General features: G+C 70.3%; 32 protein-coding genes and 1 tRNA gene. 19 read left to right on the top strand and 14 right to left on the bottom strand.

The window, feature by feature from the left end:
* Nucleotides 1–45: 45 nt before the first annotated feature.
* Genes ABT324_RS22065 through phnE form a run of 5 tightly spaced genes read left to right on the top strand, consistent with a single transcriptional unit; the run spans nucleotide 46 to nucleotide 5,212 of the window.
* The gene (locus ABT324_RS22065) at nucleotides 46–1,164 is read left to right on the top strand and encodes a TIGR03364 family FAD-dependent oxidoreductase (RefSeq protein ID WP_351180622.1); all 1,119 of its coding nucleotides are present in this window, start codon (nucleotides 46–48) and stop codon (nucleotides 1,162–1,164) included.
* Nucleotides 1,161–1,835: a phosphonatase-like hydrolase gene (locus tag ABT324_RS22060; RefSeq protein ID WP_351180619.1), complete on the top strand. Its 675-nt coding sequence runs from the start codon at nucleotides 1,161–1,163 to the stop codon at nucleotides 1,833–1,835. Before ABT324_RS22065 ends, ABT324_RS22060 begins: the two co-directional genes overlap by 4 nt.
* Nucleotides 1,832–2,743 carry a phosphate/phosphite/phosphonate ABC transporter substrate-binding protein gene (locus ABT324_RS22055; RefSeq protein ID WP_351180616.1) on the top strand — a complete coding sequence of 304 codons (912 nt, stop codon included), beginning with the start codon at nucleotides 1,832–1,834 and terminating at the stop codon, nucleotides 2,741–2,743. Before ABT324_RS22060 ends, ABT324_RS22055 begins: the two co-directional genes overlap by 4 nt.
* Nucleotides 2,734–3,501, top strand: coding sequence for a phosphonate ABC transporter ATP-binding protein (gene phnC / locus ABT324_RS22050; RefSeq protein WP_351180613.1), 768 nt, complete (start codon nucleotides 2,734–2,736; stop codon nucleotides 3,499–3,501). Before ABT324_RS22055 ends, phnC begins: the two co-directional genes overlap by 10 nt.
* A 4-nt stretch (nucleotides 3,502–3,505) precedes the next feature.
* The gene (gene phnE / locus ABT324_RS22045; protein ID WP_351180610.1) at nucleotides 3,506–5,212 is read left to right on the top strand and encodes a phosphonate ABC transporter, permease protein PhnE; all 1,707 of its coding nucleotides are present in this window, start codon (nucleotides 3,506–3,508) and stop codon (nucleotides 5,210–5,212) included.
* Nucleotides 5,213–5,352: 140 nt separating this feature from the next.
* Here phnE and ABT324_RS22040 read toward each other — a convergent pair whose 3' ends face one another.
* The 4 genes from ABT324_RS22040 to ABT324_RS22025 form a co-directional block, all read right to left on the bottom strand.
* A complete protein-coding gene (locus ABT324_RS22040; protein ID WP_351180607.1) occupies nucleotides 5,353–6,183 on the bottom strand; it encodes a DUF4253 domain-containing protein in 831 nt (276 codons plus the stop codon).
* Between the two features lie 225 nt (nucleotides 6,184–6,408).
* Nucleotides 6,409–6,609 (bottom strand): DUF1918 domain-containing protein, encoded by a 201-nt coding sequence (locus ABT324_RS22035; RefSeq protein WP_150067266.1) that lies wholly within the window; start codon nucleotides 6,607–6,609, stop codon nucleotides 6,409–6,411.
* 68 nt (nucleotides 6,610–6,677) lie between these two features.
* Entirely contained in the window at nucleotides 6,678–7,106 is a 429-nt protein-coding gene (locus ABT324_RS22030; protein ID WP_351180604.1) for a DUF8711 family protein, read from the bottom strand.
* A 122-nt stretch (nucleotides 7,107–7,228) separates the two neighbouring features.
* The gene (locus ABT324_RS22025) at nucleotides 7,229–8,056 is read right to left on the bottom strand and encodes a metal-dependent hydrolase (RefSeq protein ID WP_351180601.1); all 828 of its coding nucleotides are present in this window, start codon (nucleotides 8,054–8,056) and stop codon (nucleotides 7,229–7,231) included.
* Between the two features lie 192 nt (nucleotides 8,057–8,248).
* Here ABT324_RS22025 and ABT324_RS22020 point away from each other — a divergent pair, with 192 nt between their 5' ends.
* From ABT324_RS22020 to ABT324_RS21995, 6 genes are all read left to right on the top strand, one after another.
* A complete protein-coding gene (locus tag ABT324_RS22020) occupies nucleotides 8,249–9,469 on the top strand; it encodes an NADP-dependent isocitrate dehydrogenase (RefSeq protein ID WP_351180598.1) in 1,221 nt (406 codons plus the stop codon).
* A gap of 192 nt (nucleotides 9,470–9,661) precedes the next feature.
* Nucleotides 9,662–9,970 carry an SH3 domain-containing protein gene (locus tag ABT324_RS22015; protein ID WP_351180595.1) on the top strand — a complete coding sequence of 103 codons (309 nt, stop codon included), beginning with the start codon at nucleotides 9,662–9,664 and terminating at the stop codon, nucleotides 9,968–9,970.
* A gap of 73 nt (nucleotides 9,971–10,043) precedes the next feature.
* A tRNA-Val gene (locus tag ABT324_RS22010) sits at nucleotides 10,044–10,115 on the top strand.
* Nucleotides 10,116–10,251: 136 nt separating this feature from the next.
* Nucleotides 10,252–10,617: a hypothetical protein gene (locus ABT324_RS22005; protein ID WP_351180592.1), complete on the top strand. Its 366-nt coding sequence runs from the start codon at nucleotides 10,252–10,254 to the stop codon at nucleotides 10,615–10,617.
* A 278-nt stretch (nucleotides 10,618–10,895) separates the two neighbouring features.
* Nucleotides 10,896–11,369, top strand: a complete 474-nt coding sequence (locus ABT324_RS22000) for an RICIN domain-containing protein (protein WP_351180589.1) — start codon at nucleotides 10,896–10,898, stop codon at nucleotides 11,367–11,369.
* 290 nt (nucleotides 11,370–11,659) lie between these two features.
* Nucleotides 11,660–11,959 carry a hypothetical protein gene (locus ABT324_RS21995; protein WP_351180586.1) on the top strand — a complete coding sequence of 100 codons (300 nt, stop codon included), beginning with the start codon at nucleotides 11,660–11,662 and terminating at the stop codon, nucleotides 11,957–11,959.
* Between the two features lie 114 nt (nucleotides 11,960–12,073).
* On the opposite strand, the gene ABT324_RS21990 is transcribed toward ABT324_RS21995, so the two are convergent.
* Nucleotides 12,074–12,385 carry a hypothetical protein gene (locus ABT324_RS21990; protein ID WP_351180583.1) on the bottom strand — a complete coding sequence of 104 codons (312 nt, stop codon included), beginning with the start codon at nucleotides 12,383–12,385 and terminating at the stop codon, nucleotides 12,074–12,076.
* A 689-nt stretch (nucleotides 12,386–13,074) separates the two neighbouring features.
* Here ABT324_RS21990 and ABT324_RS21985 point away from each other — a divergent pair.
* On the top strand, nucleotides 13,075–13,473 hold the full coding sequence (locus tag ABT324_RS21985) for an SSI family serine proteinase inhibitor (RefSeq protein ID WP_351180581.1): 399 nt from the start codon (nucleotides 13,075–13,077) through the stop codon (nucleotides 13,471–13,473).
* Between the two features lie 317 nt (nucleotides 13,474–13,790).
* Here ABT324_RS21985 and ABT324_RS21980 read toward each other — a convergent pair whose 3' ends face one another.
* Nucleotides 13,791–14,189, bottom strand: a complete 399-nt coding sequence (locus tag ABT324_RS21980; RefSeq protein WP_351180578.1) for a hypothetical protein — start codon at nucleotides 14,187–14,189, stop codon at nucleotides 13,791–13,793.
* 448 nt (nucleotides 14,190–14,637) lie between these two features.
* Between ABT324_RS21980 and ABT324_RS21975 the strand changes: the two genes are divergently transcribed.
* Complete coding sequence (locus ABT324_RS21975; protein WP_351180575.1) at nucleotides 14,638–14,916, top strand: hypothetical protein; 279 nt, start codon at nucleotides 14,638–14,640, stop codon at nucleotides 14,914–14,916.
* A 268-nt stretch (nucleotides 14,917–15,184) separates the two neighbouring features.
* Nucleotides 15,185–15,502 (top strand): hypothetical protein, encoded by a 318-nt coding sequence (locus ABT324_RS21970; RefSeq protein WP_351180572.1) that lies wholly within the window; start codon nucleotides 15,185–15,187, stop codon nucleotides 15,500–15,502.
* A 108-nt stretch (nucleotides 15,503–15,610) separates the two neighbouring features.
* On the opposite strand, the gene ABT324_RS21965 is transcribed toward ABT324_RS21970, so the two are convergent.
* The 4 genes from ABT324_RS21965 to ABT324_RS21950 form a co-directional block, all read right to left on the bottom strand.
* Complete coding sequence (locus ABT324_RS21965) at nucleotides 15,611–15,895, bottom strand: hypothetical protein (RefSeq protein WP_351180569.1); 285 nt, start codon at nucleotides 15,893–15,895, stop codon at nucleotides 15,611–15,613.
* A gap of 53 nt (nucleotides 15,896–15,948) precedes the next feature.
* Nucleotides 15,949–16,221, bottom strand: coding sequence for a hypothetical protein (locus ABT324_RS21960; protein WP_351180566.1), 273 nt, complete (start codon nucleotides 16,219–16,221; stop codon nucleotides 15,949–15,951).
* 219 nt (nucleotides 16,222–16,440) lie between these two features.
* Complete coding sequence (locus ABT324_RS21955; protein WP_351180563.1) at nucleotides 16,441–16,740, bottom strand: MoaD/ThiS family protein; 300 nt, start codon at nucleotides 16,738–16,740, stop codon at nucleotides 16,441–16,443.
* On the bottom strand, nucleotides 16,737–17,852 hold the full coding sequence (locus ABT324_RS21950; protein WP_351180561.1) for a WD40/YVTN/BNR-like repeat-containing protein: 1,116 nt from the start codon (nucleotides 17,850–17,852) through the stop codon (nucleotides 16,737–16,739). The genes ABT324_RS21955 and ABT324_RS21950 overlap by 4 nt, the downstream gene beginning before the upstream one ends.
* 328 nt (nucleotides 17,853–18,180) lie before the next feature.
* Between ABT324_RS21950 and ABT324_RS21945 the strand changes: the two genes are divergently transcribed.
* From ABT324_RS21945 to ABT324_RS21935, 3 genes are all read left to right on the top strand, one after another.
* On the top strand, nucleotides 18,181–18,915 hold the full coding sequence (locus tag ABT324_RS21945) for a GntR family transcriptional regulator (RefSeq protein ID WP_351180558.1): 735 nt from the start codon (nucleotides 18,181–18,183) through the stop codon (nucleotides 18,913–18,915).
* A 40-nt stretch (nucleotides 18,916–18,955) separates the two neighbouring features.
* Nucleotides 18,956–19,936 (top strand): nucleoside hydrolase, encoded by a 981-nt coding sequence (locus tag ABT324_RS21940; RefSeq protein WP_351180555.1) that lies wholly within the window; start codon nucleotides 18,956–18,958, stop codon nucleotides 19,934–19,936.
* Between the two features lie 210 nt (nucleotides 19,937–20,146).
* Nucleotides 20,147–21,037: a MerR family transcriptional regulator gene (locus ABT324_RS21935; protein ID WP_351180552.1), complete on the top strand. Its 891-nt coding sequence runs from the start codon at nucleotides 20,147–20,149 to the stop codon at nucleotides 21,035–21,037.
* 221 nt (nucleotides 21,038–21,258) lie between these two features.
* Here ABT324_RS21935 and ABT324_RS21930 read toward each other — a convergent pair whose 3' ends face one another.
* The 3 genes from ABT324_RS21930 to ABT324_RS21920 form a co-directional block, all read right to left on the bottom strand.
* The gene (locus ABT324_RS21930; protein WP_351180549.1) at nucleotides 21,259–21,615 is read right to left on the bottom strand and encodes a hypothetical protein; all 357 of its coding nucleotides are present in this window, start codon (nucleotides 21,613–21,615) and stop codon (nucleotides 21,259–21,261) included.
* Nucleotides 21,616–21,674: 59 nt separating this feature from the next.
* Entirely contained in the window at nucleotides 21,675–21,911 is a 237-nt protein-coding gene (locus ABT324_RS21925) for a DUF397 domain-containing protein (protein WP_150067286.1), read from the bottom strand.
* A 317-nt stretch (nucleotides 21,912–22,228) separates the two neighbouring features.
* Nucleotides 22,229–23,095, bottom strand: coding sequence for a Sco1979 family transcriptional regulator (locus ABT324_RS21920; protein ID WP_351180546.1), 867 nt, complete (start codon nucleotides 23,093–23,095; stop codon nucleotides 22,229–22,231).
* A 192-nt stretch (nucleotides 23,096–23,287) separates the two neighbouring features.
* Here ABT324_RS21920 and ABT324_RS21915 point away from each other — a divergent pair, with 192 nt between their 5' ends.
* Both ABT324_RS21915 and ABT324_RS21910 read left to right on the top strand, forming a co-directional pair.
* Nucleotides 23,288–24,118: an SAM-dependent methyltransferase gene (locus ABT324_RS21915; RefSeq protein ID WP_351180543.1), complete on the top strand. Its 831-nt coding sequence runs from the start codon at nucleotides 23,288–23,290 to the stop codon at nucleotides 24,116–24,118.
* Between the two features lie 158 nt (nucleotides 24,119–24,276).
* Nucleotides 24,277–25,491, top strand: a complete 1,215-nt coding sequence (locus ABT324_RS21910; protein WP_351180540.1) for an IS30 family transposase — start codon at nucleotides 24,277–24,279, stop codon at nucleotides 25,489–25,491.
* Nucleotides 25,492–25,619: 128 nt separating this feature from the next.
* On the opposite strand, the gene ABT324_RS21905 is transcribed toward ABT324_RS21910, so the two are convergent.
* The gene (locus ABT324_RS21905) at nucleotides 25,620–26,168 is read right to left on the bottom strand and encodes a hypothetical protein (protein WP_351180537.1); all 549 of its coding nucleotides are present in this window, start codon (nucleotides 26,166–26,168) and stop codon (nucleotides 25,620–25,622) included.
* Nucleotides 26,169–26,280: the final 112 nt, after the last annotated feature.

Here is a 26,280-nt window from a genome sequence, read left to right as displayed (position 1 = left end):
TCAGCCTCCACTGGGGCTTCGTGGGCGGCGGCGAGCGTGTGCGGCGTGCGAGTTCTGATTGTTGGCGGCGGCGTGCTCGGCACCATGCACGCGCTGCGAGCCCTGGAGCGGGGCCACGAAGTGGTGCACCTGGAGCGGGAAGCCGAGGCGCGCGGGGCGTCCGTGCGCAACTTCGGGCTGATCTGGGTCAGCGGCCGGGAACCGGGACCGGACCTGGCGGTGGCGCTGCGTGCCCGCCAGGACTGGGAGCGCATCGCCGCCGACGTGCCGGACCTCGGTTTCCGCGGCAACGGGTCGTTGACCGTGCTCCGCACGTCCGCCGAGCTGGCCGTCGCTGAGGACTTCGCCGCCCGCCCGGACGCCGCCGAGCGCGGCACGAAGCTGCTCGACGCCGCCGAGGCGCGGGCGCTGAACCCGGCGCTGCGCGGTGAGATGCTCGGCGCGCTCTGGTGCGAGCGGGACGGCGCAGTCGAGTCGCGGACCGCGCAGCCCGCGCTGCGGGCGCACCTGTCGAAGACCGGCCCTTACAGCTGGCTCCCCGGCCGCGAGGTCCGCGACGTGGGCGAGGGCTGGGTGCGCGACGACACCGGTCAGCGCCACGAGGGCGACCTGGTGGTCCTCTGCACCGGCGCGGCCCTCAGCGGTCTCGTCCGGGAGATCCGCCCGGACCTGCCGGTGCGCCGGGTGCGGCTGCAGATGATGCAGACCGAACCCCTCGGCGAGCAGCTGACCACCTCGCTGGCCGACGGCGACAGCATGCGCTACTACCCCGGCTACCGGGGCGCGCAGCTCGACGCGCTCAACGCCGCCGAGCCGCAGCCGGAGGTGGCCGCGACCAACGGCATGCAGCTCCTGCTGGTCCAGCGGCTGCACGGCGGGCTGACCATCGGCGACACCCACGAGTACGAGCAGCCGTTCGCCTTCGACGTGCACGAAGACCCCTACGAGCACCTGCGGCAGCGCGCCGAGGAGCTGCTCGGCCGCCCGCTGCCGCGGATCGTGCGCCGCTGGGCCGGGGTGTACGCGCAGACCGCGGACAAGTCGCAGGTCGTGCACCGCGAGCAGGTGCTGCCCGGCGTCTGGCTGGTGACCGGGCCCGGTGGTCGCGGCATGACCTGCTCGCCCGCCATCGCCGCCGACACCTGGCAGGAGGTCGACTCGTGATCAAGCTGGCAGTGCTGGACATGGCGGGCACCACGGTCGCCGACGACGGTCTGGTGGAGCGGGCGTTCACCCAGGCCATCGCAGACATCGGCGTCACCGGGACACCGGCCATGCTGGACCACGTCCGCCGCACCATGGGCGAATCCAAGATCACCGTCTTCCGGCACCTCTTCGACGGCGACGAATCCCTGGCGCAGCGGGCGAACCAGGCCTTCGAGCACGCCTACGCGGAGCGGGTCGCCGACGGTGAGTGCAAACCGGTCGACGGTGCCGAGGACGCGATCCAGCAGCTCCGCGCCAGCGGCGTGAAGGTCGCGTTGACCACCGGGTTCTCCGAGACCACCCAGCGCCAGATCCGGGCCGCGCTCGGCTGGGAGGGCCTGACCGACCTCACCCTCACCCCGGCCCAGGCGGGCCGTGGTCGCCCGCACCCGGACATGGTGCTCACCGCCCTGCTGCGGCTGGGCGTCGACGACGTGCGCGAGGTCGCCACCGCGGGCGACACCGCCTACGACGTCCAGTCCGGGCTCCGCGCCGGGGCATCCGTCGTCGCCGGGGTCCTCACCGGTGCGCACTCGCGGGACGTGCTCACCGGGGCCGGTGCCACCCACGTCCTCGAATCCGTCCGAGAACTCCCGGAACTCCTGACCGCGAAGGGGGATCAGTCGTGAAGCGGATCAGCCGAGCCCTCGCCGGGCTGGCCGCGCTGGGCCTGCTCGCGGGGTGCGGCCCGAGCGCCGCGCAGGGCGATGGCTCCGACGAGCTGGTTTTCGCCGCCATCCCGTCGGAGGAGTCCGCCAGCCTGGAGCAGGACTACCAGCCGGTGCTGGACATGCTGGCGGAGGCGACGGGCAAGGAGGTCACCTTCCAGAAGGCCACCGACTACGCCGCGATCATCGAGGGCCAGCGCGCCGGGAAGATCGACATCGCCAAGTACGGGCCGTTCTCCTACGTGCTGGCCAAGAAGCAGGGCGTGGCGGCCACCGCGGTCGCCGGTCAGGTGGAGGAGAAGGGCGGGCAGCCCGGGTACACCTCCTACGCCATCACCCGCCCGGACACCGGAATCCGCTCGCTGGCCGACTTCCGCGGCAGGAAGGTCTGCTTCGTCGACCCCACTTCGACCTCCGGCTACCTGTACCCGAAGGCCGGTCTGCTGCAGGCCGGCATCAACCCGGACACCGACATCCAGCCGGTCTTCGCCGGTGGTCACGACGCCTCGGCGATCGCGGTGGCGAAGGGCGACTGCGACGCTGGTTTCGCCTACGACAGCATGGTCGACCGGCAGCTGGTCGAGAAGGGGCAGCTGCGGCCCGGGCAGCTCAGCACGGTGTGGAAGTCGGCGGTGATCCCCGGCGACCCGGTCGCGATCTCCGACGACCTCGACCCAGCGCTCAAGGAGCAGCTCACCGCCGCGCTGCGAAACCAGGCCAACAGCGATTCCCTGCGGGAGAACGGCTTCTGCACCGGGGAGTGCAGGATCGGCGACATCGACGGCTACGGGTTCGCCCCGGTCGACGACGCCTTCTACGACGGCATCCGCGAAGTCTGCGCGACCACCAGGGACGAGCAATGCCAGTGATCACCTTCGACCGGGTCAGCAAGTCCTTCGGCGACGTGCGGGCGCTCGACGAGGTCTCCCTCGACGTCCAGGCCGGTGAGGTGGCCGTGCTGCTGGGGCTGTCCGGATCGGGCAAGTCGACGTTGCTGCGGCACGTGGACGGGCTGCAGCGCGCCACCACCGGCACCGTGCGGGTGCTCGGCGAGGACGTCGGTGCGCTGCGCGGATCGGCCCTGCGCGCGCTGCGGCGGCGGGTCGGGTTCGTGTTCCAGCAGTTCCACCTGGTCGGCTCGCTGACCGTGCTGGAGAACGTGTGCACGGGCGCGCTCGGCAGCCTGCGCGGTCCGCGGCTCGGGCTGCCCACCTACCCCAAGCGCGTGCGGTTCGCCGCGATGGAGCAGCTCGAGCGCGTCGGCCTGGTCGACCAGGCGTTGCAGCGCGCGGACACGCTTTCCGGTGGGCAGCAGCAGCGGGTCGCGGTCGCGCGGGCGCTGCTGCAGAAACCTGAGGTCCTGCTCGCCGACGAGCCGGTCGCCTCCCTCGACCCCGACTCGGCGGCGCAGGTGATGAACCTGATCGCGGAGGTCGGCCGGGAGGACGGGCTGACCGTCCTGTGCAGCCTGCACCAGGTGGACCTCGCGCTGGGCTGGGGGCACCGGATCATCGGGCTGCGGTCCGGGCAGGTCGTGCTGGACACCCCGGTCGAGGGGCTGGAGCGGGACGCGGCCATGTCGATCTACGCCAAGGTCGGTTCGGCCGACCTCACCGCGGTGGGGTGAACCCGTGACCACCACCGCAGAAGCGCCGCGGCGCACGCTCGCCCGCCCGACGCCGACCGGGACGGCGGCGGCCCTGGTCGTGCTGGCCCTGCTCGGCGCGGCGATCTGGGCGTTCAGCTCGCTGCGGCTCAACGTCGCGACGTTCGTGGACGGCGCGGCCAACGCGGTCGACTTCGCCGCCCGCACCCTGCCGCTGGACTTCCCGCCGCTGGGCGAACTGCTGGCGCTGTCCGGGCAGACCCTGGCGATCGTGGTCTGCGCGACCCTGCTCGCCTCGCTGGTCAGCGTGCCCGTCGCGGTGCTCGCGGCGCGCAACACCGCGCTGGGTGGCACCAGCCGGTTCGGGGCGCGCGTGGTCGTCGTGGTGGCGCGGGCGGTCCCGGACGTCGTGCTGGCCATCGTGTTCTTCCGGATGTTCGGCTTCGGCGGCCTGACCGGGGTGCTGGCGATGGGCCTGCACTCGATCGGCATGATCGGCAAGCTCTACGCCGACGCCATCGAGCAGGTCGACGAGGGGCCGCGCACCGCCATCCGCGCCGCTGGCGGCACCCGGCTGCAGCAGCTGGTCAGCGGGGTGCTGCCGCAGGTGCTGCCGTCGTTCGTGGCGACCTCGCTGCACCGGCTGGACATCAACCTCCGGGTCTCGGTGGTGCTCGGGTTCGTCGGTGTCGGCGGCCTGGGCCAGGCGATCTCGGATTCCCTGCGCACCCTCGACTACCAGCGCGGCATGGCGCTGGCGTCGGTGGTCTTCCTGCTCTGCGTGCTGGTGGAGGTGGTGTCGGGGGCGATCCGCCGCAACCTGCTCGGCGTGCGCGAGGAACCCCGCAGCGGGACCAGGAAGGGGCGGCTGCGCATGCCCGTCCCGTGGCGGGCGGGAGTCGTGAGTGGCGATGGTGGTAAGAACGACCATCCCCGCTCACGACCCAGCAACCCACGGCGAACCCGCCGCACCGCACGGAGAATCCGCCGCACCGGGTACTGGCTGCTGACCGCTCTGGTGGTGCTCGCCTCGATCTGGGGCGCGGACCTCTCGCTCGCCCAGTTCCAGCGGGCCACCACCGACTTCGGGCCGACGCTGGCGCTGTTCTGGCCGCCGGAGACCGGCGGCGTCCTCGGCGAGCTGCTGGCCGAGCTCCTGGTCACCGTCCAGATCGCGTTGGCCGCCACGCTGATCGGCGCGGTGCTCGCGCTGCCGGTGGGCGCGCTGGCCGCGAGCAACGTGGCACCGAGCCCGGCGGTGGCGAAGCTCTGCCGCGGCGTGGTGCTCGCCGTCCGCGGCGTGCCCGAGCTGGTGCTGGCGATCGTGTTCGTGGTGATCACCGGTCTCGGTGCGGTGGCCGGTGCGCTCGCGCTGGGCGTCGGATCGGTCGGCCTGCTCGGCAAGTTGGTGGCCGATTCGCTGGAGGAGGTCGACCGGGGCAAGGAGCAGGCGCTGCGCGCCACCGGGGCGGGACGGCTCCAGGTGTTCTTCGCGGCCACCCTGCCGCAGGCCGCCCCGGCGTTCGTCGCGCACGTGCTCTACCAGCTGGACACCAACCTGCGCTCGGCGACGCTGCTGGGCCTGGTAGGCGCGGGCGGCATCGGGTACTACCTGCTCAACGCCTCCCGGGTCCTGGAGTTCGGCGTGGTCACCACGGTCCTCGCGCTCACCTTCGCGGTGGTGATGCTCGTCGAGCTCCTCGCCCTCTGGCTCCGCAAGGTCGTCCGGTGAGGCGCCTCAGCCCGCAGCGCTCAGGAGGTGGAGCGGGACCCGCTCGGCGTGCGGGACGAGCAGGTCCCGCACGCCTACTGCGGTTGGGAGCTGCCACCTGGTCATGACCGCGCAGCTGCCGTCTGGGCCCTGAAGCGCCGTCACTCCCACCAGAAGGACCAGGTGCGGCGGCCGCGGATCTCCTGGGCGTAGGCCTCGATGGTGCCCGTCTCCTGCAGGATCCGGTCCGGGCAGAAGGTCCAGTGCTCCGCCGCCACCGCGGCGGCGTGGTCCGCGTCCTGGGGCGGGGCGGCGACGCTGAGGTCGAGCCGGTCCGGGCCGAGGCGCAGGAGCCGGACGCCGAAGCGCTCCTCCCAGCTGCGCGCCATCGCGGAGAGCCCGGCCGTGCGCGAGACATGGTTGGCCGCCCCGGACCAGCCCAGCACGGTCAGCACGTCCGCGCCGCGGCCCACCGGGACCAGCGCCAGGCGGGTGTCGTCGTCGATGAACTTCGGCAGCTGCTGGTTGGCCAGGATGTCCGGGTCCGCGAGCAGGTTCCCGCCGGGCGCGGGGCCGGGGCAGTGGTAGTCGAACGGCGCCAGGACCTCCAGGTCGTAGGCGGGGCCGAGGTCGTCGTCGGCCTGCACCAGCCCGTCCCAGATCCGGGCCATCACGTCGACCACCCGCCACCGGTCGATGTGCTCCAGCGGTTCCGGCGGCACCACGCCGACCGTGCAACGCTCGCCGTAGACCTCGTCGGTGTCGCACAGAAGTAACGGCCACAGGCCGCTCTGCCGGTGTTCCGCGCGCAGCGCGGCGACCAGCTGTGGCGCTGGGGGTTCGTCGCTGATCCAGCACAGCGGTGTGGCGTTGTCGGAGAGCGCCGACTGCTCGGTGAGGACCTCGCCGGGCGGCAGCGGCGTCGACACCCCGGTGCCGAAGACCGCGGACAGATCGGCCGGTGCCCCCGCCTCCCGGTCGCCTTGCAACACTTCACCGCCTCCTAGCTGGACGCCCCTCATCGCGACCACCTTAGAGCCTGCCAGTGGTCACCTGGCGCGTGGCGCGAAGTCGCCGATCTCGGCGTCGGTTTCGCCCGGAACCGGGGCAGCGGGAAGCCAGCGGAGTGGAGGACCGGGGGCCCGGGGCGCAGCGCCCCGGGGTCAGGCCTGCGGCCGGTCCGGGTGCGCCGCACCGGCCGCTGCGGTCGCTGCGGGTCAGTGCCCCTGGCGGGGCACGTGGGCCTCGATCTCGCAATCGCCGCCCGGGTACACCAAGCTCTCGTGCCCGTCCTTGAAGCGCACGTAGTACGGGGGAGCCCCGTCCTGGCCGCGCACCTCGAGGATCTCGGCGATCTGGTCGGCCTCGTCGACGTGCTTGCTGTGCACGTGCAGTTGGTCACCCACGGCTGCCTTCATGCCCATCACCTCCGCGGCCCCAGGTTAAGTGACCGGGGACACATCCCGCATCGGGTGGAGCAGCGGGCTCAGCCGCCGACCTTCGAGCAGGTCGTGGCGACCTGCTGGTACTTCTCCAGCTGGCTGGAGGTCCACTCCAGGCTGGCGTCCATGTCGACCTGGCCGTTGGCCACCTGCTGCACCGACTGCTGCACGTCGAGCAGGTTCTGCCGCAGCGTCTGGTCGGCGGTCTTGTCGGCCAGGGCCTGGAGCTCGTCGACCTTGGCCTGCGCGTCGGCCTTGGCCTGCTCCGGGTCGGCGAAGTTGGGCATGAAGCTCGCGACGTTGAGCGCTTGCAGGCAGGCGGACGCGGTATCCAGGTTGTCCTGCGCGTCCTGGAGCTGTTCGTTGGCGTTCTCCAGGCCCTGCTGGGCCTCCTGCACCTGGCTGCACGCCGCCAGGCCGACCAGCACCGGCAGTGACAGCGCCACTGCCACGAACTTCTTTCGAGCTCGCATCTTCCCTCCGGGGCTCCGAGCGGCACCGGGAAGTGGCGCCGCGCTTGTACCCTATCGGCCGCCGGTCGCCCTGATGGGCGAAATGTCGCATCCTGGCTGGCCGAGATCGATCCGGAGGCGGTTCAGGGGTTGATCCAGGCCATGATCTCCGGCGGCAGGTCCAGCTGGGCCAGCCAGGGGGCCGCGCCGATCCGGTAGAGGACCACCGAGCTCAGCACCACGGCCGCGATGGTCAGGCCGGGGCCGACCAGGGCCATCTCCACCTTGCCGCCGGTGCGCATCCGCATCGGCTTCGGCGGGGCCACCGGGTACCAGGTCTTGCCGCCCAGCGGGATCGGCCACAGCATCGGGCAGCCCTGCTCGGTGATCGCGTCGCCGATGAAGTGCGCGATGCAGCCGATCATCACCGCCACCCCGAACGCCGCCGCGTTGGTCGGTTGGTCGCCCGCCCACGCCCAGCAGGCCACGGTGAGCAGCAGCGACGCCACCGCGATCAGCACCGCGTCCGAGCTTGAGGACCAGGTGTGCATGATGCCGCGGACCGCGAGACCGGCGAAGAAGAACATCAGGATGCCCAGCGCGGTGCTCTCGCTGGTCTGCACGATGGCCGTGGTGATCAGCCCGGCGAGCACCGCGAAGACCACGGTGTGCGTGAAACCGCGGTGGGTGCCCTCGCGGTTGCTGTCGCGCTTGGTGCGGGTGAGGCGGTAGAGGAACCCGCTGAAGCCGCTGATCCCGGCCGACGCGCCGCGCGACACGGCACCGAACGTGCTGGCCACGGTCGACTTGGGGTGGTCGATGTCGGGCAGCAGCGCGGCCCCGGAGGCCAGCGTCGCCCCGACGACCCAGGTCTTGGGGGACAATTGCCCCAGCGCGTGCGTGTCGGCGAGGGCGGTCACGGCCGCCCACGCGGCCAAGCCGCTCATCGCGTGCGTCGGTCCGGTCGCCACGGGCCCCCTCCAACATGATCGCTGCGTCGGTGGTCGAGCCTAGAAGAAGATCACGACACGAGATCGACGCGCCGAACAGTGGCGCATCGCGCGCTGCGGTGGGTGGTGGTCGGTGCAGGGTAGGGGGCACAATCGAACCCGATAGCAGTACGCTTGTACCGCTTGCATCTCGCGAGAGGAGCACCCCGCCACATGAGCAAGATCAAGGTCCAGGGCACCGTAGCCGAGCTCGACGGTGACGAGATGACCCGGATCATCTGGTCCTTCATCAAGGACAAGCTGATCCACCCCTACCTGGACATCAACCTCGACTACTACGACCTGGGCATCGAGCACCGGGACGCGACCGACGACCAGGTCACGGTGGACGCCGCGAACGCGATCGCCAAGCACGGTGTCGGCGTCAAGTGCGCCACCATCACCCCGGACGAGGCCCGGGTTGAGGAGTTCGGCCTGAAGAAGATGTGGCGGAGCCCGAACGGGACGATCCGCAACATCCTCGGCGGCGTCATCTTCCGCGAGCCGATCGTCATCTCCAACATCCCGCGCTACGTCCCCACCTGGACCAAGCCGATCGTCATCGGTCGTCACGCGCACGGTGACCAGTACAAGGCCAGCGACTTCAAGGTCCCCGGCCCGGGCACCGTCACGATGACCTACACGCCGCAGGACGGCAGCGAGCCGATCGAGCTCGAGGTCGCCAAGTTCGGCGAGGACGGCGGCGTCGCGATGGGCATGTACAACTACCGCAAGTCCATCGAGGAGTTCGCCCGCGCGTCGTTCCGCTACGGCCTGGAGCGCAACTTCCCGGTCTACATGTCGACCAAGAACACGATCCTCAAGGCCTACGACGGCATGTTCAAGGACGTGTTCCAGGAGGTCTTCGACAACGAGTACAAGGCCGAGTTCGACGCCAAGGGCATCACCTACGAGCACCGGCTGATCGACGACATGGTCGCCAGCGCCCTGAAGTGGGAGGGCGGCTACGTCTGGGCCTGCAAGAACTACGACGGTGACGTCCAGTCCGACACCGTGGCGCAGGGCTTCGGCTCGCTGGGCCTGATGACCTCGGTGCTGATGACCGCGGACGGCAAGGTGGAGGCCGAGGCCGCGCACGGCACGGTCACCCGCCACTACCGCCAGCACCAGCAGGGCAAGCCGACCTCGACCAACCCGATCGCGTCGATCTTCGCCTGGACCCGTGGCCTGCAGCACCGCGGCAAGCTGGACTCCACCCCGGAGGTCGTGGGCTTCGCCGACACCCTGGAGAAGGTCGTCATCGAGACCGTCGAGAGCGGCAGGATGACCAAGGACCTGGCGCTGCTCGTCGGTGGCGACCAGCAGTTCCAGACCACCGAGGAGTTCCTCGCGACGCTGGACGAGAACCTGCAGAAGAAGATGGCCGAGAGCTGATCTTCCGCCGCAGCCGCGAACGCCGCTCCCACCGGGGGCGGCGTTCTGCTCTCCCGGGCTACTGCGCGCGCACGGGCGCTGGCGGGCGACACCCGGGCTGCTGAACGGGGCGTGCCGTCGGGTGCCTCCGGTGTCGCCGGTCCGCGAACCGGGGCTATAGCTGGGGTGTCGTGCCCGACCAGGAGGTCCGCTGTGTTCCTCGTGCCTCGTTCGCTGCTGCTCGTTGGTGCCGGTGCGATCGGCGCCCTCTACCTGACGGGGGCCCACCAGGTGGGCGGCGCCCCGGAAGCGCCCGAGCCCTGCACCTTCCACGTCGCCGCGGACGTGCTCAACGTCCGCTCCGGGCCCGCCGCCGCGGAGCCCAAGGTCGACGCCCTGCGCCACGGCGAGCAGGTGAGCGCCCTGCCGAACGTCGTGGACGGCTTCCGCGACCTCGGCGGCGGCCGCTGGGCGGCGCAGCAGTTCCTGCTGCCCGCCCCGGGCAGCACCTGCGCGCCCTGATGACCCCGGGGGTGGTGCGAAGCCGCGATCAGGGCTCCGTTAAGCTCTGGGGCAACGCGGACGACACCGCTTCGCGCGATTAGCTCAGTGGGAGAGCGCTACCTTGACACGGTAGAGGTCACTGGTTCAATCCCAGTATCGCGCACTGCACTCCAGGACCCCAGTCGACGATCGAGTCGGCTGGGGTCCTCGCGTTCCGGAACACCCCCGATCCGAAGTGGACGAACGGCGGAGCGGCCGACCTCGGCCTCGGTGTCGCCGGTGGTTGGTACTCTCCGCGCATGCCCGTCCCCGCGGCCGTGCGCGCGCGGATCCGGTCGTTCCTCGACGCGGACGACGAGATCCGCTACGTCTTCCCCGCCGACGTTCTGATGAGCGTGCGGCCGAGCGTGCTGGTGGTGGTGAGCCGCGAGGCGATCACCGTGCTGTCGACGGGTTTCTGGACCCGGCGGCGGCCCAAGTCGGTCCTCGCGCGGCTGCCACGCGGCACCGTCCTAGGCCCGGTGGACGTGCGGTCCACGCCGTACTTCCGGCTGGACGGGATCGACTACGAGATCGACGAGGAGTACGTCGCGGTGGTCAACGCCGCGGACGCGGAGATCACGGCCCCGCGTGACTTCCCGCCTGATCCGCTCCCGGACCTCTGAACCCGGGTGGCGCGTTTCCATTCCCGAAAAGGAATCATGTTATCTCCGCCGGAAAACGGCATTGGATCAGTCCAATTCGGACGGTTATCCACTTCGATCTTCCTGCCGTTACTGGTTGCGCGCGGCAACCACACGTTGTGATGACTCGATGCGAGATTTCACGTCGTCGCTGGTAGAGATCTAACCGGACGACCTAGACAAGCCGTCCAATTCCGAAATTCCTTGCATGGAGGGTAGTTATGATGCGCGCTCGCTGGATGCTGGGTGCTCTTGGTGCCATGGCTTCGCTCGCGATGGCACCCGCTCTGCCCGCCTCGGCGCAGGCCGAGTGGGGTTACTCCACGGAAATCACCAACGTCGGGAACGGGGCGCACTGGGCCGTCGAGTCCTCGAGCCCGGCGGTCGAGAGCACCACCGTGCCGCTGGGTGTGCTGGGTCCGCGGGCCCAGTGGAACATCGACCGGCAGCACGACGGCACGGTCACCATCCGCAACGAGGCGACCGGCCAGTGCGCGGAGACCTTCATCGAGCCCAACGCCCGGATCTTCACGGCTCCCTGCAACACCTGGGACGTGAACCAGAAGTGGAACCTGACCCAGCGCTGGGACGGCTTCGTGATCAGCCCGGCGGCCGACTCGCGGCTGGCCGTCGTCGCCAGCACTGACCAGCACCGCGACACCCCGCTGGTGCTGGGCGTGCGCCCGTACGACACCAACGACACCCCGAACGCGGTCTTCCGGCTGAACTACTGAGCAGTGCCAGGGGCGCTCCCGATTCCCGCCCCGAACCGCTTCTGAAGCCCGTTGGTCCGGCGCGGTCGTGCCGGACCGGCGGGCTTCGTCGTGCGCGCGCTTCTCCGCTCGGCGCAACGCGCTCACCGGTTGGAGTGGATCAACGGTGTCGCTGCGGGATGGCGGGCGGTGTTTCCCGGTAGGTTCCCGCTGCCCGTTTCTTCCACGCGGGCACCGGAATCTCGTCGGCATATTCCTGCCGAACCCATTCCGGGAATCCGAAGTGCATTGCGAATGAAGGGAAGCACTCGATGCTTACTGCCAAGCGCGCGGTCACCGCGGCGGTCCTGGGGCTGCCACTGCTGCTGGGGGCCGCGAGCCCGGCGCTGGGCGCCGAAAGCCGGGCCGACCGCCCGCCGAAGGCGTCGGAGGTCCTGGAGCAGCTGCAGTCGCAGGACGCGCAGAACCACACCGTCCAGAACAACATCAACGTCTCGCCGATCACCCAGGTGAACAACGGCAAGGGCGACCAGAACGCGCTGACCTGGACCAACCAGGGCAACACCAACGACACCGAGCAGGACGAAGCCGCGGACCAGTACGAGGACTGATCCGCGGCTCGGTGCGCAGCGCGTTGAGCTGGAAGAACTGCTTGGCCCGGCGGTCAGTTCCGCCGGGCCAAGCAGTATTACCACTGCGCTGACTCAGTGGCGGTCGGGGAGAGCTCAGTCGTCGAATTCCCACGCACCGGCGTTCTGCTCGGTGGAGCTCGCGTTGGTCTGGTCAACCCAGTTCACCGCGTTCTGCTCGCCCTTGCTGCCGATGTTCCACTGGTAGATCGGCGAGACGTTGGTGTTCGACTGCTCGGTGGTGGCCTCCTGCTCCTGCTCCTGCTCCTGGGAGTCCCCGTGGCACTTCTTGGAGTGGCAGGGCTTGCCGCCATCGTGGTGGCCGTCGGCGAGCGCCATCGCCGGGGCACCGATCATGAGCGGCAGACCGAGGGCGGTGGCAACAATGGCGCGCTTGGCAGAACGCATCTCAGAAATACCCTTCCTGCGGAAATCGTGAATCGTGGCGGGGAAACCGCGCGACGATGCCCGGGGCATTGACCGCGCGTGTCCTGGTTGGGATTTGGAGAAATCCCGCGGTCAGCGGGATCACTCGAAACATTAGCGGCCCGCGAACCGGGTGCAACCCGGAAATATGGCCTCTCACCTATTCCAGTGATCGAGAGCGTGCATATTCCAGTGGGCATTCAGCACTGATTACCTCGGACCGGTGGGCGGTGCTGGCTGTCCGCGACCACCGCCCGGGTTTCGCGCTCCGGCCCTACGAGCGATCGGACTTCGGTCACCGCCCAGGTGGGGTGCGGCGGTCACCGGGGGTGAACGCGGGCCGTTCGCGGGTGATCCGCGCGCCCCTCACGGCCGTTCGAGTCCGGCGTGCGAATGGCAGGGGATACCGCCGGTCGGTTCCGCCATCAGGTCAATTCCGATCACCGGCCGTCGCGCCTGGGGGCGAATCCACCGCTGGAACGGGTCGACCGCCGCGCTCCGGATGAACCGCGCGGTGCGCGAATGGGCGGTTCCGCTCGGCGCAGCGTCGCGATTACCTGTTCGGGGCCGCCCGATCGGTGATCATTCCTTGCTCGCCGGGAGCGATCGTCGGCGGTGCGGTAGAAGAAGAGCGGGGTTTTTCATTCCGCTCGGACGGAGGATGACGCGAAATGTCCGAAATTCGGTTGCTCGGCCGGGCCGCAGCGGGGGTGGCGTGCGCGGTGGCGGTGCTGGTTCCCGGAATCGCCGCCGCGTCCGAGAACGCGGGGCAGAGCTCGATGACGTTGTCGGTCACCGAGTCCCACCAGCGCTCCAGGTCGGTGACGCTGCACTGCGACCCGGTCGGCGGGAACCACCCGCAGGCGGGCGCGGCCTGCCACCAGCTGCAGCTCGTCGACGGCAACGTCCAGCGCCTGGACGCGCGGACCGCGAGCAACTGCACGAAGGACCGCCGGGGTGTGCAGGCGCAGGCGACGGGCAGCTGGCAGGGCGAGCCGGTGGAGTTCACGCTGACGGCGGCGAACCTGTGCTCCCTCAAGGCCCGCACCGGGGCGCTGTTCGACTTCTGACGGCGGCCCGCGCAGCCGCCGGAGCAGGTTTCCAGTCTTGCCGGAACGGCAAGGAACGAGGCGTGAAAGCCGCCGTCCCGTGGGCCCCCCTCGCGCACTCCACGGGCCGGAGCCAAGGCGGGTCCCAGCGCTGGGCGCGACTCGGCCCGGCGAACTGCCTGCGCCGCGTTCGAGGTGGCTCCACCGGCATCGACCGGTGGAGCCACCACCTCTCGTCCGAGCCGGACCGGCTCGGGTAGCAAGTGGGAATCAGCCGGTCACCATGAGAATCGGGGAGCAGACCCGCGGGTCTGCTCCCCGATTCGCGTGTCCCGCCGTCAGCAGCGACCGGTCAGGACCTTGTCGACGACGACGGCGCCGCCGCTGGTGACGACGAGCCGGGACGCCTTGTGGTTGTCGATGCTGATCGCGCTGCTGGACGTCGAGCTACCGGTCACCGCGCCAGCGGCGCGCATCGTGCCGTCCACGGTGACCGCGTAGTCGACCCGCTCGCCGTCCTTGGCGGTGCTGCGCACCGTCAGCTGGACGAGCGGGTGGTCCTGGTGCATCGCAGCGGGTTTCAGCTGCTCCGGGATGAGGGGTGAGTCGAGGTGCACGCACTTGACCTGGCCCACCTCGACGTGCAGCGGTGGTGCGGCGGCCCAAGCGGTCGCGGTGCCGGCGGCCAGCGTTCCCAACGCGGCCAGCAAAACCGCTGCCTCGCGGCGAATTCCCATGATCTGCCTCCTGCGGGATCTCCGGGACGGGATGGAGACGAACGCTAGGGCGGGTCCGCACGACGCGCACGGCGAAGTCGTCGATCTTGGCCGGGAAGGTTTGCGGCGGCGCGAAAACCCTTGCGAGTGAAGTTGTTCTGGCGTTTCTTGTTCTTGATCATTCCGTGATAGGGGTGCGGATCTTACTTCGTGATCTCCGCGGTGGCAGCCGGAATCCTTCATCTCATTGACTGAGCCTTGGTCGATGAATGCGCGGGATCGCACGACGCAGGGTGATCTCTCGGCCGCCCGGGTGGCGGGTGATCCTCTTTGGTGTGGCAGGAAATGCGGGGCGGCCGGAATCGGTGGCAATGTTGGTCGTGCCGGTCGGCGCACCCCCTGAACTCCCGGAAACCGGGAGAGAACTGCCGGTCCGGTGATGATCAGATCATGGATGGGAGTTTCGTAAATGCGTACTTCGCTTCGTCTCGTCGGTGTCACCGCTGCTTGCGCTGCCGCGCTGGCCATCGGTTCGCCCGCGTTCGCTGGCGGTCACGGCAAGGACCACGGCGACCACGCTTCGTCCGAGGCCGTCGGCGGCAACGGCTCCGGCGGCAACGGTGGGGTTGGGGTGAACGTGCTCAGCGGCCTGAGCGTCCTGTCGAGCGGTGACGGCGGCAACGCGTCGGCCGGCAACGGGGGCAACGGCGTTGGTGGCGACGCCTCGTCCTTCGCGGGCAACGACTGACCCGATCCTGCGGCGATCATCGTCGTAGCGTCGAGCTGAGGAATGTGCCGACCTGCCCCGCGCAGGTCGGCACATTTCACTCTTCCTGAAGGTTTCGTTGTTTTCCCCGCGACGGCAGCGAGTCTCGATCGCACCTATGGGTGATCACCGCTGCGCGTCGCATGTCGATGGGGTAGATCCGCGCGCTCCGGTGGGAGGGTTCACGCGCCGATCCGGGCGGTTCGCGCCGACGGGCGGCACTGGTTCCCAATCCGATTGGAGTCATGCAGTGCGCAGTAGTGTGCGTGTCCTGTTCGCCGGTCTCTCCGCGGCCGGGTTGCTCGCCATGGGTGCGTCCCCGGCGTTCGCGGCGAAGAAGGACAAGGAGTCCGACGACGACTCCACGGTCACCGCGGCGGCCGAGGGCGGCGCCGGGGGTCACGGCGGCAACGGTGGCTTCGGCATCAACATCTGCCCCGCGATCGGTGTGCTGGCCCCGGCTTCGGCCGAGTGCGGCGCGGGCAACGGCGGCAGCGCCGACGGCGGCGACGCCGACGCCTACGCCGAGGACGACAGCAAGGACAGGGTGTACAAGCGCAGCAGGTGAGTGCTGCCCCGGGCGCCGGTTCGCACTGGCCGGTGCCCGGTCCCCGCAACGAGAACGGGTCGGCTCCCGCTGGGGAGCCGACCCGTTCTGCGCAGGGGTTACGCGGGTTCAGTCGTCCTCGTACGCGTCGCCGTCCTCGACCGAGGCGGATGACGCGCCGTCGGCGCTCGACCCGCTCGGCCCGGCCGAGCACTCCAAGCTGATCGGGTTGCTGATCGAGAGCAACCGGCAGACGCTGGCCCCGCCGCCTTCCTCACCCGGGCTGCCCGCAATCCCGCCGCTGGCCCCGGCAGCGGGTTCGGCGATGGCTGCGGGATTCACGAGGATGCTCGGAGCGAGCATGCCGAGCCCGAGCGCGGCGGCGCTGCTGAGCAGGCGGAATGTGCTGGTCACTAGTGCTCCGTTCCTCGTGTCGGGGTCAGTCCTGGGCTGAGCTGCTGGTCCGCTCATTCCTCCTCGCTGTCCCGGCTGTCGTCCTCGGCGTAGGCGTCGGCGTCACCGCCGTCGGCGCTGCCGCCGTTGCCCGCTCCGCACGACGCCTCGCCCTTGGCCAGCAGGCCGATGCCCGGGCAGACGTTGAGACCGAGTCCACCGTTGCCGGCGTGGCCGCCGTTGCCGCCCTCGGCGGCCGCGGTGACGACCGAGTCATCGTCGGACTTCTTGTCCTTCGCCGCGAGGGCCGGGCTGGTGCCCATGGCGAGCAGTCCGGCGGTTGCCACACCAGCGAGCAGGACGCGAATCATTGTGCGCACTTCAGAAACTCCGATCTGACTGAATGCAATTCTGGTCAAACCGGCTGCGGCTCCGGTGTTTTCGGGGCGCGTCCGGTTTGAGACGCGGCCAACCTTCCACCGGCGTGATCAAGTGGACGACCAACACGCCGAAGCGTGCCGGTCGTCCACACTTTCGTTTACCTGGGCCCGCTATGCGTAGGCGGCTCAGCCCCCCGCCATGGCCCCGACGATCAGGTACGGCTCCTGCCCGGCGGTGACCTCGGCCGGGAGCGGTGCGTCCGGTGACTCGTGCGAGAGGTCCCGTTCGCAGGCGAAGAAGCGGATGAAAGTTCGGCGCTGCTTGGTCTCGCGGTCGCGGATGGTGCCGCGCAGCGCCGGGTACCGCGCTTCCAGCGCGTCGAGCACCGTGCGCTGCGTCGGCTCGCCGTCGACGTCCAGGACTACCTCGCGATCGGCGATGTGGGCCAGCGTGCGCAGGTGGTTGGGGATTCGGACGCGGATCATGGCAACGTCTGCACCTCCACGGAGAGGACCGAGGGCAGGTCGCGGACGATCGGGCGCCAGCTGTCGCCAGCGTCGGCGGAGGCGTAGACCTGACCCCCGGTGGTGCCGAAGTAGACACCGCACTCGTCGAGCGAGTCGACGGCCATCGCATCGCGCAGGACGTTGACGTAGCAGTGGCGCTGCGGCAGCCCCTCGGTCAGCGGCTCCCACTCGCCACCACCGCTGCGGCTGCGGTACACCCGCAACTTCCCCTCCGGCGGGTAGTGCTGCTCGTCGCTCTTGATCGGCACCACGTAGACCGTGTCGGGCTCGTGCGCGTGCACGTCGATCGGGAAGCCGAAGTCGGTGGGCAGGTCACCGCTGATCTCGTACCAGGACTCGCCCGCGTCGTCGCTGCGCATCACGTCCCAGTGCTTCTGCATGAACAGCACGTCCGGGCGGTCGCGGTGCACGGCGATGCGGTGCACGCAGTGGCCCGCCTCGGCGTCCGGGTCCGGGATGCCCTCCGAGCGCAGGCCGTGGTTGATCGCCTTCCAGGACTGGCCGCCGTCGTCGGTGCGGAAGGCGCCGGCCGCGGAGATGGCGGTGTAGAAGCGGTTCCCGTCCTCCGGCGACTGGATGATCGTGTGCAGGCACATGCCGCCCGCGCCCGGCTGCCAGCCGGAGGCCGACCCGTGCTGGCGCAGACCGGGCAGCTCCTGCCAGCTGTGCCCGCCGTCGGTGGTGCGGAACAGGGCGGCGTCCTCGGCTCCGGCGTGCACGGTGTCGGGGTCGGTGGGGGAGGGTTCGAGGTGCCAGACGCGGGTGAACTGCCACGGCTGCTGGCTGCCATCCCACGACTGGTGGGTGCCGGGCATGCCCTCGTAGGTGAAGTGGTTGTCGACCGGCTGCCAGGTGGTGCCGCCGTCGTCGGAGCGCTGCACCTGCTGGCCGAACCAGCCCAGCGACGGCGCGGCGTAGAGCCGGTCGGGGACGGCGGGCGAACCCTTGAGGTGGTAGACCTCCCAGCCGCCGAAGTGCGGACCGCTGACGTCCCACTCCTGCCGCTTGCCGTCAGCGGTCAGGACGAACGCACCCTTACGGGTGCCGACGAGTACTCGGACGCGGCTCATCGCTTGCTCCTCGGTTCCTCGGCCTGCGGTTTCAGGTTGGTGGCGACCGTTCGGGGGTACTGTCTACTCCGTTCAGGCACCTGTCGCTCGACCAGCACGACTAGGTAGACCGGTGTCCGGGGGAAATCTCATCGGTTGCCAGCGAGGAATGTTCTTGTCAGACAAGTAGGCGGCTCGAGGTGCTGCCCGATGCGTCGGGCTGGAGGGCCTCCCGGTGGCAGTGATTTGCGCTGGCAGGGACTTGTAGGTCGATGCCGCTGGCACCGCCCCGAGGACGGGGCGGGAAGCCACTCAGGTAGCTTGTCTGACAAGAGTGAGGGAGTTCAGCATGGCGGCCAGGCGTCCGCAGCGACGACCGGTCGTGGAGCTCTACGAGCGGATCGTCGAGGCGATCCGGCGGGGCACCTACCCGCCGGGTTCGACGCTGCCCTCCGAACCGGAGCTGGCCGCAGACCTGGGCGTGAGCCGACCGGCGCTGCGCGAAGCGCTCATCCTGCTGCAGGAGGACGGCGTGATCACCGTCCGGCGCGGGGTCGGGCGCACCGTCAACGCCCGCCCGACCCGGCCGGGGTTCGAGCGGCTGCAGCCCGTCGAGCAGCTGCTCGGCGACGGCGCCGAGGTCCGGCCGCTGGTCCGGGTGGTGGAGGACCCGACCGACCTGGTCATGCAGCACCTGCTGGTCCCGGCGCGCTGCGAGGTCCGGTTCTGGGAGAGCGTCATCGCGGTCGACGGGATCCCGAGCTGCCTGGTGGAGGAGTGGTGCGCGCCGGACGAGGTGCTGGCCGCCGTCGACCGGGAGCTCCCCGCCGCGCTGGAGGCGGCCGCGGCCCAGCCACGCACGATGCTGCACGCGGTGACCGCCCTGCACCTGCCGCTCAGCGGCGCGAGCACGGTGACCGCGACGGTGCTCGGACGGCGCCGGGGCGAAGCCCTGGGGCGCTCCCCGGACACCCCGGTCGTGCTGATCACCCAGGTCGTGTCCGCCGAGGGCACCCCGCTGGTCGCGGCGAAGTGCGCGCTGCCCAGCGGCGCACCCGGCATCCCGGTGCGCCAGTCCAGATGACCTGCCGCCCAACGGCCGGCCGAACCGAGGAGAAGCACCCATGGCGTCCGAGGAAACCCTGATCGTCGACTGCGACACCGGCATCGACGACGCGCTGGCGCTGCTGTACCTGCTCGGGGACCCAGGTGTGCGGATCGGCGCGGTGACCACGGTGTTCGGCAACACCGACCCGGAGACCGCGGCGCTCAACACGCTGCGGGTCCTGGAGCTGGTAGGCCGGTCGGACATCCCGGTGGCCATCGGCGCCAGCCACGGCTGGCGCGGCACCCGGCACCTCGCCCCGGACGTGCACGGTGCGGACGGCCTCGGCGGCACGAACCTGCCAGCCCCGGAAGCCGCGCCCAGCACCGAACCGGCCGCTGAGCTGATCGTCCGCATGGCCCGGCAGGACCCCGGGGCCGTGCACCTGCTGGCGGTAGGCCCGTTGACGAACCTGGCCGCCGCGCTGCAGCTTGAACCGGAGCTGCCGCGGCTGGTCAAGCACGTCACGATCATGGGCGGAGCGCTGCGGCACCCGGGCAACGTCACCCCGGCCGCGGAAGCGAACATCAGCAACGACCCCGAAGCCGCGCGGATCGTGCTGCGGGCCGGTTGGCCGGTGACGCTGGTGCCGCTCGACGCCACCATGACCGAGGCGATCACCGAGCAGCAGCGGCGGCAGCTGGCTGAGTTCGGCACCCCGGTCACGACCTTCACCGCCGCGATCCTGGACCAGTACCTGGACTTCTACGCGCGGCACGCCTTCGGCGAGCGCAAGGCCGCCTGCCACGACCCGCTGGCCGCGGCGATCGCGGTGGGCGACGTCGAACCGCTGCTGGCGCCGGTCGTCCCGGTCGACGTCGAGACCGGCGACGGCCCGGCCCGCGGCACGACGGTGGCGGACCTCCGCGGGCAGTACCGCGGGTTCCCGGCGGACGAGGGCGCGAACGTGCGCGTGGTCCTGCGGACCGACGGCACCTTCGGCGCGCGGTTGGTCGACCGGCTCTGCGGTCGGGAAGCGGTGGCGCGCGGGGCGGCGTAGCGGTCCCCAGGTCGGGTGCGCGGCGGTTCCACGTCGGACTCGTGTGCGGTTCGGCCGGTGCGTGGGAACTCCAACGCGTCCCGGCCGAACGCACGGCCTCCCCAACCCGATGTGTGGAGGGGACTGGCCGCCTGGCTGCGGCGGTCGGTTGAGGCTTGGTCAGGAGAGTCGCTGATGACCAAGGCTGTGGTCCTGGATAACCTTCAAGCGATGGCGACTCCGAAGGTGAAGCTGCGGCCGGTCGACCTGGCCCGGGCGGCGGGCATCTCCACCCAGCAGGTCCGCAACTACCTGGACGCCGGGGTGCTGCCGCCCGCGCGGCGGACCGAGTCCGGCTACCGGTGCTTCCACGACCGGCACCTGCGGGCGCTGCTCACCTACCGGGCGCTGGTGCGGGGATTCGGCATCCACACCGCGCAGGCGATCATGCACGCGGTGCACGCCGGTGCGGTCCCGAAGGCGTTGGAGCTGGTCGACGCCGGGCACGCGGCCCTGCACGAGCAGCGGCGCAGCCTCGACGAGATCGGCGCGGCGCTGGAAGCGGTCGCCGACCAGGCCCCGGCGCCGAAGGCGGACATGCGGATCGGGGACCTCGCCGCCCACCTCGGGGTGCGCACCTCGGCGCTGCGGGTGTGGGAATCCGAGGGGCTGCTGGTCCCGGAGCGGGAACGAGGCACCGGCTACCGCTGCTACCGCCCGCCCGACATCCGCGACGCGCAGGTGGTCCACATGCTCCGCCAGGCCCGTTACCCCCTACCCCAGGTCCGCCAGGTCCTGACCGAACTCCGACGCACCGGGAGTCGAGAAGCACTCCGCGCAGCCCTGGCCCAACGCCGAGCGGACCTGACCACCCGGGCCAGGGCCATGCTCGAAGCAGCCAGCCACCTCCACGCCTCACCACCCCGCAACCCGAACCCACCAACCCCGCATGATCTCCGAACCCGCACAACTCCAGTGGAACCGGACGTCCGACTCCACTGGCGCCCACCCCCAACTCGCCCGGTCCCCCGGCACTTCGCCCAAGGCGGTGGCACCTCGCTGAGGGCTCGCGGAGTTGTGCAGTGGGGACCCGGCGAACCACAGTTTCAGTTGAAACTGTGAACGAACGGCGTGTCGGGCACCCGACATGCCGAGATGTGTTGGCATTCCCGGGGTTTCGATGCGCCCGCGCCAGATGTGGGGTCCCGGCCGAGTTCCCGCGCTGCCGCAGCAGCGCGGGAACTCGGTCTCTTCGGGGGTTCCCGGGCCGGGGGCATGGTCCACTTGGGACGTCGGCGCCGGGGTCGGGGCGGGGTCTGGGGCGGCGCGCGGCGCCGCCGAGGTCAGGCGGAGGCCGCGAGCCAGGTGGAGCGACCGGCGTGGGTCGACATCCAGCACCCGGCAGCCGGGGATCCCATGTCCGGGGCGGGGTCACCCAGCGCCAGCAGCTCGTTGATCACCTCGCGCGCCGAACCGTTGGTGCGCCACAGCACCTTGCTCGGGAACAGCACGTCGGGCTCGTCGCCGGGGACCCGGGCCGCGTCGGCGTCGTTCTCCCCGAAGAGCTGCACGATGTCGAAGACACCGCGGTGCACCCGGATGCCGACGACGGCGACGAGCCCACCGTCGGCATCACGTGGGTGCGCGAACTGGAAGTCGCGCGCGACCAGTGCTTGCAGGCCGTTCGTAATGTCGTACATGGCGCCACCGATATCCGTCGTGCGGTTCGGACCCCGCTTGCGCGGTGGTCCCGGTCCCGTCAGGCGATCAGGTCGTCGAACTCGCCGTCCTTGGCTCCGTGGAGGAACGCGGCGATCTCGTCCCGGCTGTAGACCAGGGCCGGGCCCTCCGGGTAGCGGGAGTTCCTGACCGCCACCCCGCCGTCTACCAGCGGTGCCAGCTCGACGCAGTTGCCGACCGCCCCGCTGTGGCGGCTCTTGCGCCACACCGCGTTGGGCAGCTGCTTCGCGGGCATCCCGTTCTGGATGTTCGGCATCCGAACCCCACCTTCCCCCGACTTACGTTGCACGATCATCTGCACGTGCAGTTGATCGTGCACCCAAGTTAGCAGGTGCAGATGCACGATTGAATGCACGTGCACGGCGGTGAGACGTTGATCACCGTGCTCGCGACGGCGTAACCGTACGCGTGTCATGTCGTTTGCGCCGCTATGAACCTCCGTGACCTGCACGTTTCATGGGCACGACGGTGCGGGTCCGGAATGGCGGCGCGCCATGCGGGTGAAAGAGCCCCCGATCGGGTGGCGAGAACTGGCCACGGCGGAGCAGTGCGAGCGCTCCGGGGCGGTGGCGGTCAGGCCTGCTTGAGCGCGGCCTTGAGGGTCTTGCGGGTCTGCTCCGGGGTCTGGGCGTCGACCGCCAGCCGGTGGCTGACCTTGCTGTACACCTCGACCTCGTCCGGCTTGTCCAAGTAAAGCGCGCCGCAGAGGTGCTCGAGGTAGACGATGTCGGGCAGCTCCGGCTCGGCGAAGCGCAGGATGGTGAACGCGCCCTCCGCGCCCGACCGGCCCAGCTCGAACGGCAGGACCTGCAGCGTCACCGCGGCCAGGCTGGTCGCCTCGAGCAGGAACTCGATCTGCTCGCGCAGCACCTCGCGGCCGCCGATCGGGCGGTGCAGCACCGACTCGTCGATCACCGCCCACACCCGCGGCGCCTTCGGCTGACTGAACAGCTTCTGCCGCTGCATCCGCAGCCGGACCCGGCGGTCCAGCTCGTCCTCGGTGAACTCCGGGCGGCCCTGGGTGGCGACCGCGCGGGCGTAGCGCTCGGTCTGCAGCAGGCCCGGCACGAACTGGATCTCGTAGGTCTGGATCCGGGAGGCCGACTCCTCCAGCCCGACGTAGTCCTGGAACCAGCCCGGCATCAGGTCGTTGTACCGGTGCCACCAGCCGGGTTCGTTGGACCGGCGCACCAGGTCCAAGAAGGACTCGCGCTCGGTGTCGTCGTCGACGCCGTACAGCGTCAGCAGGTCCGCGACGTCGCGTTCCTTGAAGCCGACCCTGCCCAGCTCCAGCCGGCTGATCTTCGAGCCCGAGCCGCGGATGGCGTACCCGGCGTCCTCTCGGGAGATCCCGCTTGCCTCTCGTAGTCGGCGCAGCTGACTGCCGAGCACGAGGCGGCGCGCAGTGGGACCGCTGCTCGTGGCGCTGTCCGGGGCCACGCGAGACCTCCTGTGAGGGGACACTACGACGACTAGTCGTGTTCCAGGGGTGGAACGTTACGCGAGGGGATAGTAGTGGAATCGGGTCCCAGGTCGAGCGGCTTGCCCGGATTGGCCGAACCTACCCGGCCGTAACCAGGAGAAATCGATCAAATACGCTCCGTGGGTCGGGGTGCGGTGGCTGGGGAGGTCATGGTGCGGACCAGTGGGGCGGTTTCCGGTGGGATCGACCCGGAGCGGCCGAGCAGTGCTCGGCTCTACGACGCGGTGTTGGGTGGCAAGGACAACTACGCGTCCGACCGGGCGGTGGTCGACGACCTGCTCGCGGTCGCACCCGGGCTCGGCGAGCTCGCGCGCGACAACCGGGCGTTCCTGGTGCGGGCGGTCCGCTACCTGGCCGGGACGGTCGGGATCGACCAGTTCCTGGACTGCGGTTCCGGGCTGCCCACCGCGGAGAACCTCCACCAGATCGCGCAGCGGGCCAACTCGGACGCCACCGTGGTCTACGTCGACAACGACCCGCTGGTGGCGGCGCACGGCCGGGCACTGCTCACCGAGAACGAGAACGTGCGGTTCGCGGTGGGGGACCTGACCGACCCGGCCGGGCTGCTCGCCGACCCGGTCGTCGCGCGGGGGCTCGACTGGTCGCGCCCGATCGCGCTGCTGCAGCTCAGCACCCTGCACCACGTGCCGGACGAGGTTGGCGTGCCGGAGCTGGTGGCCCGCTACCTCGACGCGCTGCCGCCCGGCTCGTTCCTGGTGCTGAGCCACCTCTTCCAGCCCGGTGCGGAGGACCCGGAGGCCGGTGCGCTGGCTGCCCGGTTGGAGGCGACCTTCCTGCGCAGCGCGCTGGGCAGTGGTCGGTTCCGTACCCGCGCGGAGATCACCGCGTGCTTCGCAGGCGCGGAGGTCCTGGAGCCGGGGCTGGTCGTGCTGGCCGACTGGTGGCCGGACGGTCCGCGCGCGGCCCCGCTGGAACCGGTGCGACGCCTCCTCCTCGGTGGTGTGGCCCGGAAGTCGTGACGGTGCTCGACGTGGCACCGAACGGAACTCTCCGTGGCCTCGGTCCACGTCGACGCGCCCGTGGCGGGTTGTGGCCTCGGTGTGGTTACCGGGGACGTGCCGACCACGATCTACAGTTTCAGTCTTGGTTTCTGGGGGTCGGTGCAACACCTTCGTGGATGATCTTGGTGGAGGTGTTGTGGGTGTCGGTGGTGCGGGATCGTGCTGGTGAGGTGTGGCGGTTGTGGAAGGAGGGGTTCGGGCAGCGGGGGATTTGTCGTGAGTTGGGGATGTCTCGCGAGTCGGTGGTCAAGGTGGTGGGGCCGGCGGGTGGGATGGTGCCGGCGGTGAGGCGGCGTGGGCCGCGGGCGTTGACCTTGGCTGAGCGGGAGGAGATTTCCCGGGGCTTGGCGGCGGGAGAGTGGTTGCGTCAGATCGCTCGCAGGCTGGGGCGGGATGTGTCGGTGGTCTCGCGGGAGATCAACCGGAATGGTGGTCGGCGGGCCTACCGGGCCATCGAGGCCGACCAGGCGGCCTGGCAGCGGGCCCGGCGACCGAAGGTGTCGAAGTTGGCCGCGAACCCGGAGTTGGCTGAGCAGGTGGGCCGTCTGCTGAAGAAGCGGTGGTCACCGCAGCAGATCGCGGCCTGGCTGCGCTGTCACTATCCCGAGGATCCGGAGATGCGGGTGTCCCACGAAGTCATCTACCAAAGCCTGTATGTGCAGACCAAGGCCAGGCTGAAAGAGGAACTGACCCAGTACCTGCGGCGCAAACACCGCCTGCGGCGGCCCCGCGCGGCCTCAGCCCGCGCCGCCAACAACGCCCACGGCCGTGGCCAGATCCCCGACCGGGTGCCGCTGTCGGCCCGCCCACCCGAGGCCGAGGACCGGGCCGTGCCCGGCCACTGGGAAGGCGACCTCATCCTCGGCTCACACGGCAGCGCCGTGGCCACCCTGGCCGAACGCCACTCCCGCTACGTCATGCTCCTGGCCCTGCCTCACGGCAAAACCGCCGAAGCCGTCCGCGACGCCCTCTCGGCATCCATCCACCGCCTCCCCCGACTGCTCCACCACTGCCTGACCGCCCCCGACCTCTGGAAAAGCATCACCTGGGACCAAGGCAAGGAAATGTCCCAACACACCCGCTTCACCATCGACACCGGCATCCCGGTCTACTTCTGCCCACCCGGCCAACCCTGGCTACGCGGCACCAACGAAAACACCAACGGCCTCATCCGCGACTACCTACCCAAACGAACCGACCTACGCCCCCACACCCAAACCGACCTCGACACCATCGCCCACGAACTCAACACCCGACCCCGCCACACCCTCAACTGGATGACACCATCACAAGCACTAGCCCAAGCGCTTGGTGTTGCAACCACCCCCTGAAACCAAGACTGAAACTGTGAACAACCGGTGTGTCGGGCGCCCGACACACCGGTGCGTGTCCGAGTTTTTCGCGATCCCAAAGAAATCGGACGTCTGATCTCCAGCGGGGGTCGCGCAGGCGGGGCGAGTCAGTTCTCGTAGGTCTCGACGCGGGTCGGCCCGTCGTGCCAGGTGGCGATCAGGGTGGACGCGCGGTCGACGGCGCTGAACTCCACCCGCAGCCAGCCCTCCGCCTGGTCCCAGGTCTGCACCGTGTAACCCGACCGCGGTGTCGCCGAGATCAGTTCGGCGCGCTCCGGGCGCACCGAGAGCACGACCGTGCCGCCGTTGAGCTCGTAGGTGCGCACGTCCCGCGCGATCTCCGTCGTCGACTCCAGCGTCGGGGTGTCCACTGTGGTCGTTTCGGGGGTGCTCGGCGGTGCGGTGGGACTCGGTGCGGTGGTGGTCGGGGTGTCCGGTGGCGGCAGCTCGACGGGCGGGGGTGCTGGTTCGACGGGCGGCGGCGGTGGGGGCGGCAGCGTCGTCGGGGTGAGGACCGGGCGGGCCGGTGGTGGGTCCGGCTGGTCGAACACCGCGCCGTGGATGACGTCGCGGACGCCGAGCCAGGTCACCGTGACGGCGGCGGTGGTCGCCACCAACCACACGCCGGCATAGGTGAAGGCTCGATGAACTCGCACGGGAGTGCAATCTTCCCCGCCCGCACCGGCTCCGCGCAAGCACCCCGCACCACCGCCGGTGACGTGGTGAGGTTCACCGCGGCACGAACGCCGCTCACGGTCCGGTTATGGT

It is taken from the genome of Saccharopolyspora sp. NPDC000359 (genome assembly GCF_040300525.1).
In the GTDB taxonomy this organism is placed as follows: Bacteria; Actinomycetota; Actinomycetes; order Mycobacteriales; family Pseudonocardiaceae; genus Saccharopolyspora.
The sequence above is the reverse complement of the archived record's forward strand: the minus strand, read 5'-3'. Positions and strand labels throughout refer to the sequence as shown.

What these genes read in the sequence shown, in the direction of transcription:
- phnC (WP_351180613.1), top strand. Translation starts at nt 2,734, where the DNA reads ATGCCAGTGATCACCTTCGACCGGGTCAGCAAGTCCTTCGGCGACGTG.
- ABT324_RS22035 (WP_150067266.1), bottom strand. Translation starts at nt 6,609, where the DNA reads ATGAAGGCAGCCGTGGGTGACCAACTGCACGTGCACAGCAAGCACGTC.
- ABT324_RS22030 (WP_351180604.1), bottom strand. Translation starts at nt 7,106, where the DNA reads ATGCGAGCTCGAAAGAAGTTCGTGGCAGTGGCGCTGTCACTGCCGGTG.
- ABT324_RS22020 (WP_351180598.1), top strand. Translation starts at nt 8,249, where the DNA reads ATGAGCAAGATCAAGGTCCAGGGCACCGTAGCCGAGCTCGACGGTGAC.
- ABT324_RS22005 (WP_351180592.1), top strand. Translation starts at nt 10,252, where the DNA reads ATGCCCGTCCCCGCGGCCGTGCGCGCGCGGATCCGGTCGTTCCTCGAC.
- ABT324_RS22000 (WP_351180589.1), top strand. Translation starts at nt 10,896, where the DNA reads ATGGCTTCGCTCGCGATGGCACCCGCTCTGCCCGCCTCGGCGCAGGCC.
- ABT324_RS21995 (WP_351180586.1), top strand. Translation starts at nt 11,660, where the DNA reads ATGCTTACTGCCAAGCGCGCGGTCACCGCGGCGGTCCTGGGGCTGCCA.
- ABT324_RS21990 (WP_351180583.1), bottom strand. Translation starts at nt 12,385, where the DNA reads ATGCGTTCTGCCAAGCGCGCCATTGTTGCCACCGCCCTCGGTCTGCCG.
- ABT324_RS21985 (WP_351180581.1), top strand. Translation starts at nt 13,075, where the DNA reads ATGTCCGAAATTCGGTTGCTCGGCCGGGCCGCAGCGGGGGTGGCGTGC.
- ABT324_RS21980 (WP_351180578.1), bottom strand. Translation starts at nt 14,189, where the DNA reads ATGGGAATTCGCCGCGAGGCAGCGGTTTTGCTGGCCGCGTTGGGAACG.
- ABT324_RS21975 (WP_351180575.1), top strand. Translation starts at nt 14,638, where the DNA reads ATGCGTACTTCGCTTCGTCTCGTCGGTGTCACCGCTGCTTGCGCTGCC.
- ABT324_RS21955 (WP_351180563.1), bottom strand. Translation starts at nt 16,740, where the DNA reads ATGATCCGCGTCCGAATCCCCAACCACCTGCGCACGCTGGCCCACATC.
- ABT324_RS21950 (WP_351180561.1), bottom strand. Translation starts at nt 17,852, where the DNA reads ATGAGCCGCGTCCGAGTACTCGTCGGCACCCGTAAGGGTGCGTTCGTC.
- ABT324_RS21945 (WP_351180558.1), top strand. Translation starts at nt 18,181, where the DNA reads ATGGCGGCCAGGCGTCCGCAGCGACGACCGGTCGTGGAGCTCTACGAG.
- ABT324_RS21940 (WP_351180555.1), top strand. Translation starts at nt 18,956, where the DNA reads ATGGCGTCCGAGGAAACCCTGATCGTCGACTGCGACACCGGCATCGAC.
- ABT324_RS21935 (WP_351180552.1), top strand. Translation starts at nt 20,147, where the DNA reads ATGGCGACTCCGAAGGTGAAGCTGCGGCCGGTCGACCTGGCCCGGGCG.
- ABT324_RS21930 (WP_351180549.1), bottom strand. Translation starts at nt 21,615, where the DNA reads ATGTACGACATTACGAACGGCCTGCAAGCACTGGTCGCGCGCGACTTC.
- ABT324_RS21925 (WP_150067286.1), bottom strand. Translation starts at nt 21,911, where the DNA reads ATGCCGAACATCCAGAACGGGATGCCCGCGAAGCAGCTGCCCAACGCG.
- ABT324_RS21915 (WP_351180543.1), top strand. Translation starts at nt 23,288, where the DNA reads ATGGTGCGGACCAGTGGGGCGGTTTCCGGTGGGATCGACCCGGAGCGG.
- ABT324_RS21910 (WP_351180540.1), top strand. Translation starts at nt 24,277, where the DNA reads ATGATCTTGGTGGAGGTGTTGTGGGTGTCGGTGGTGCGGGATCGTGCT.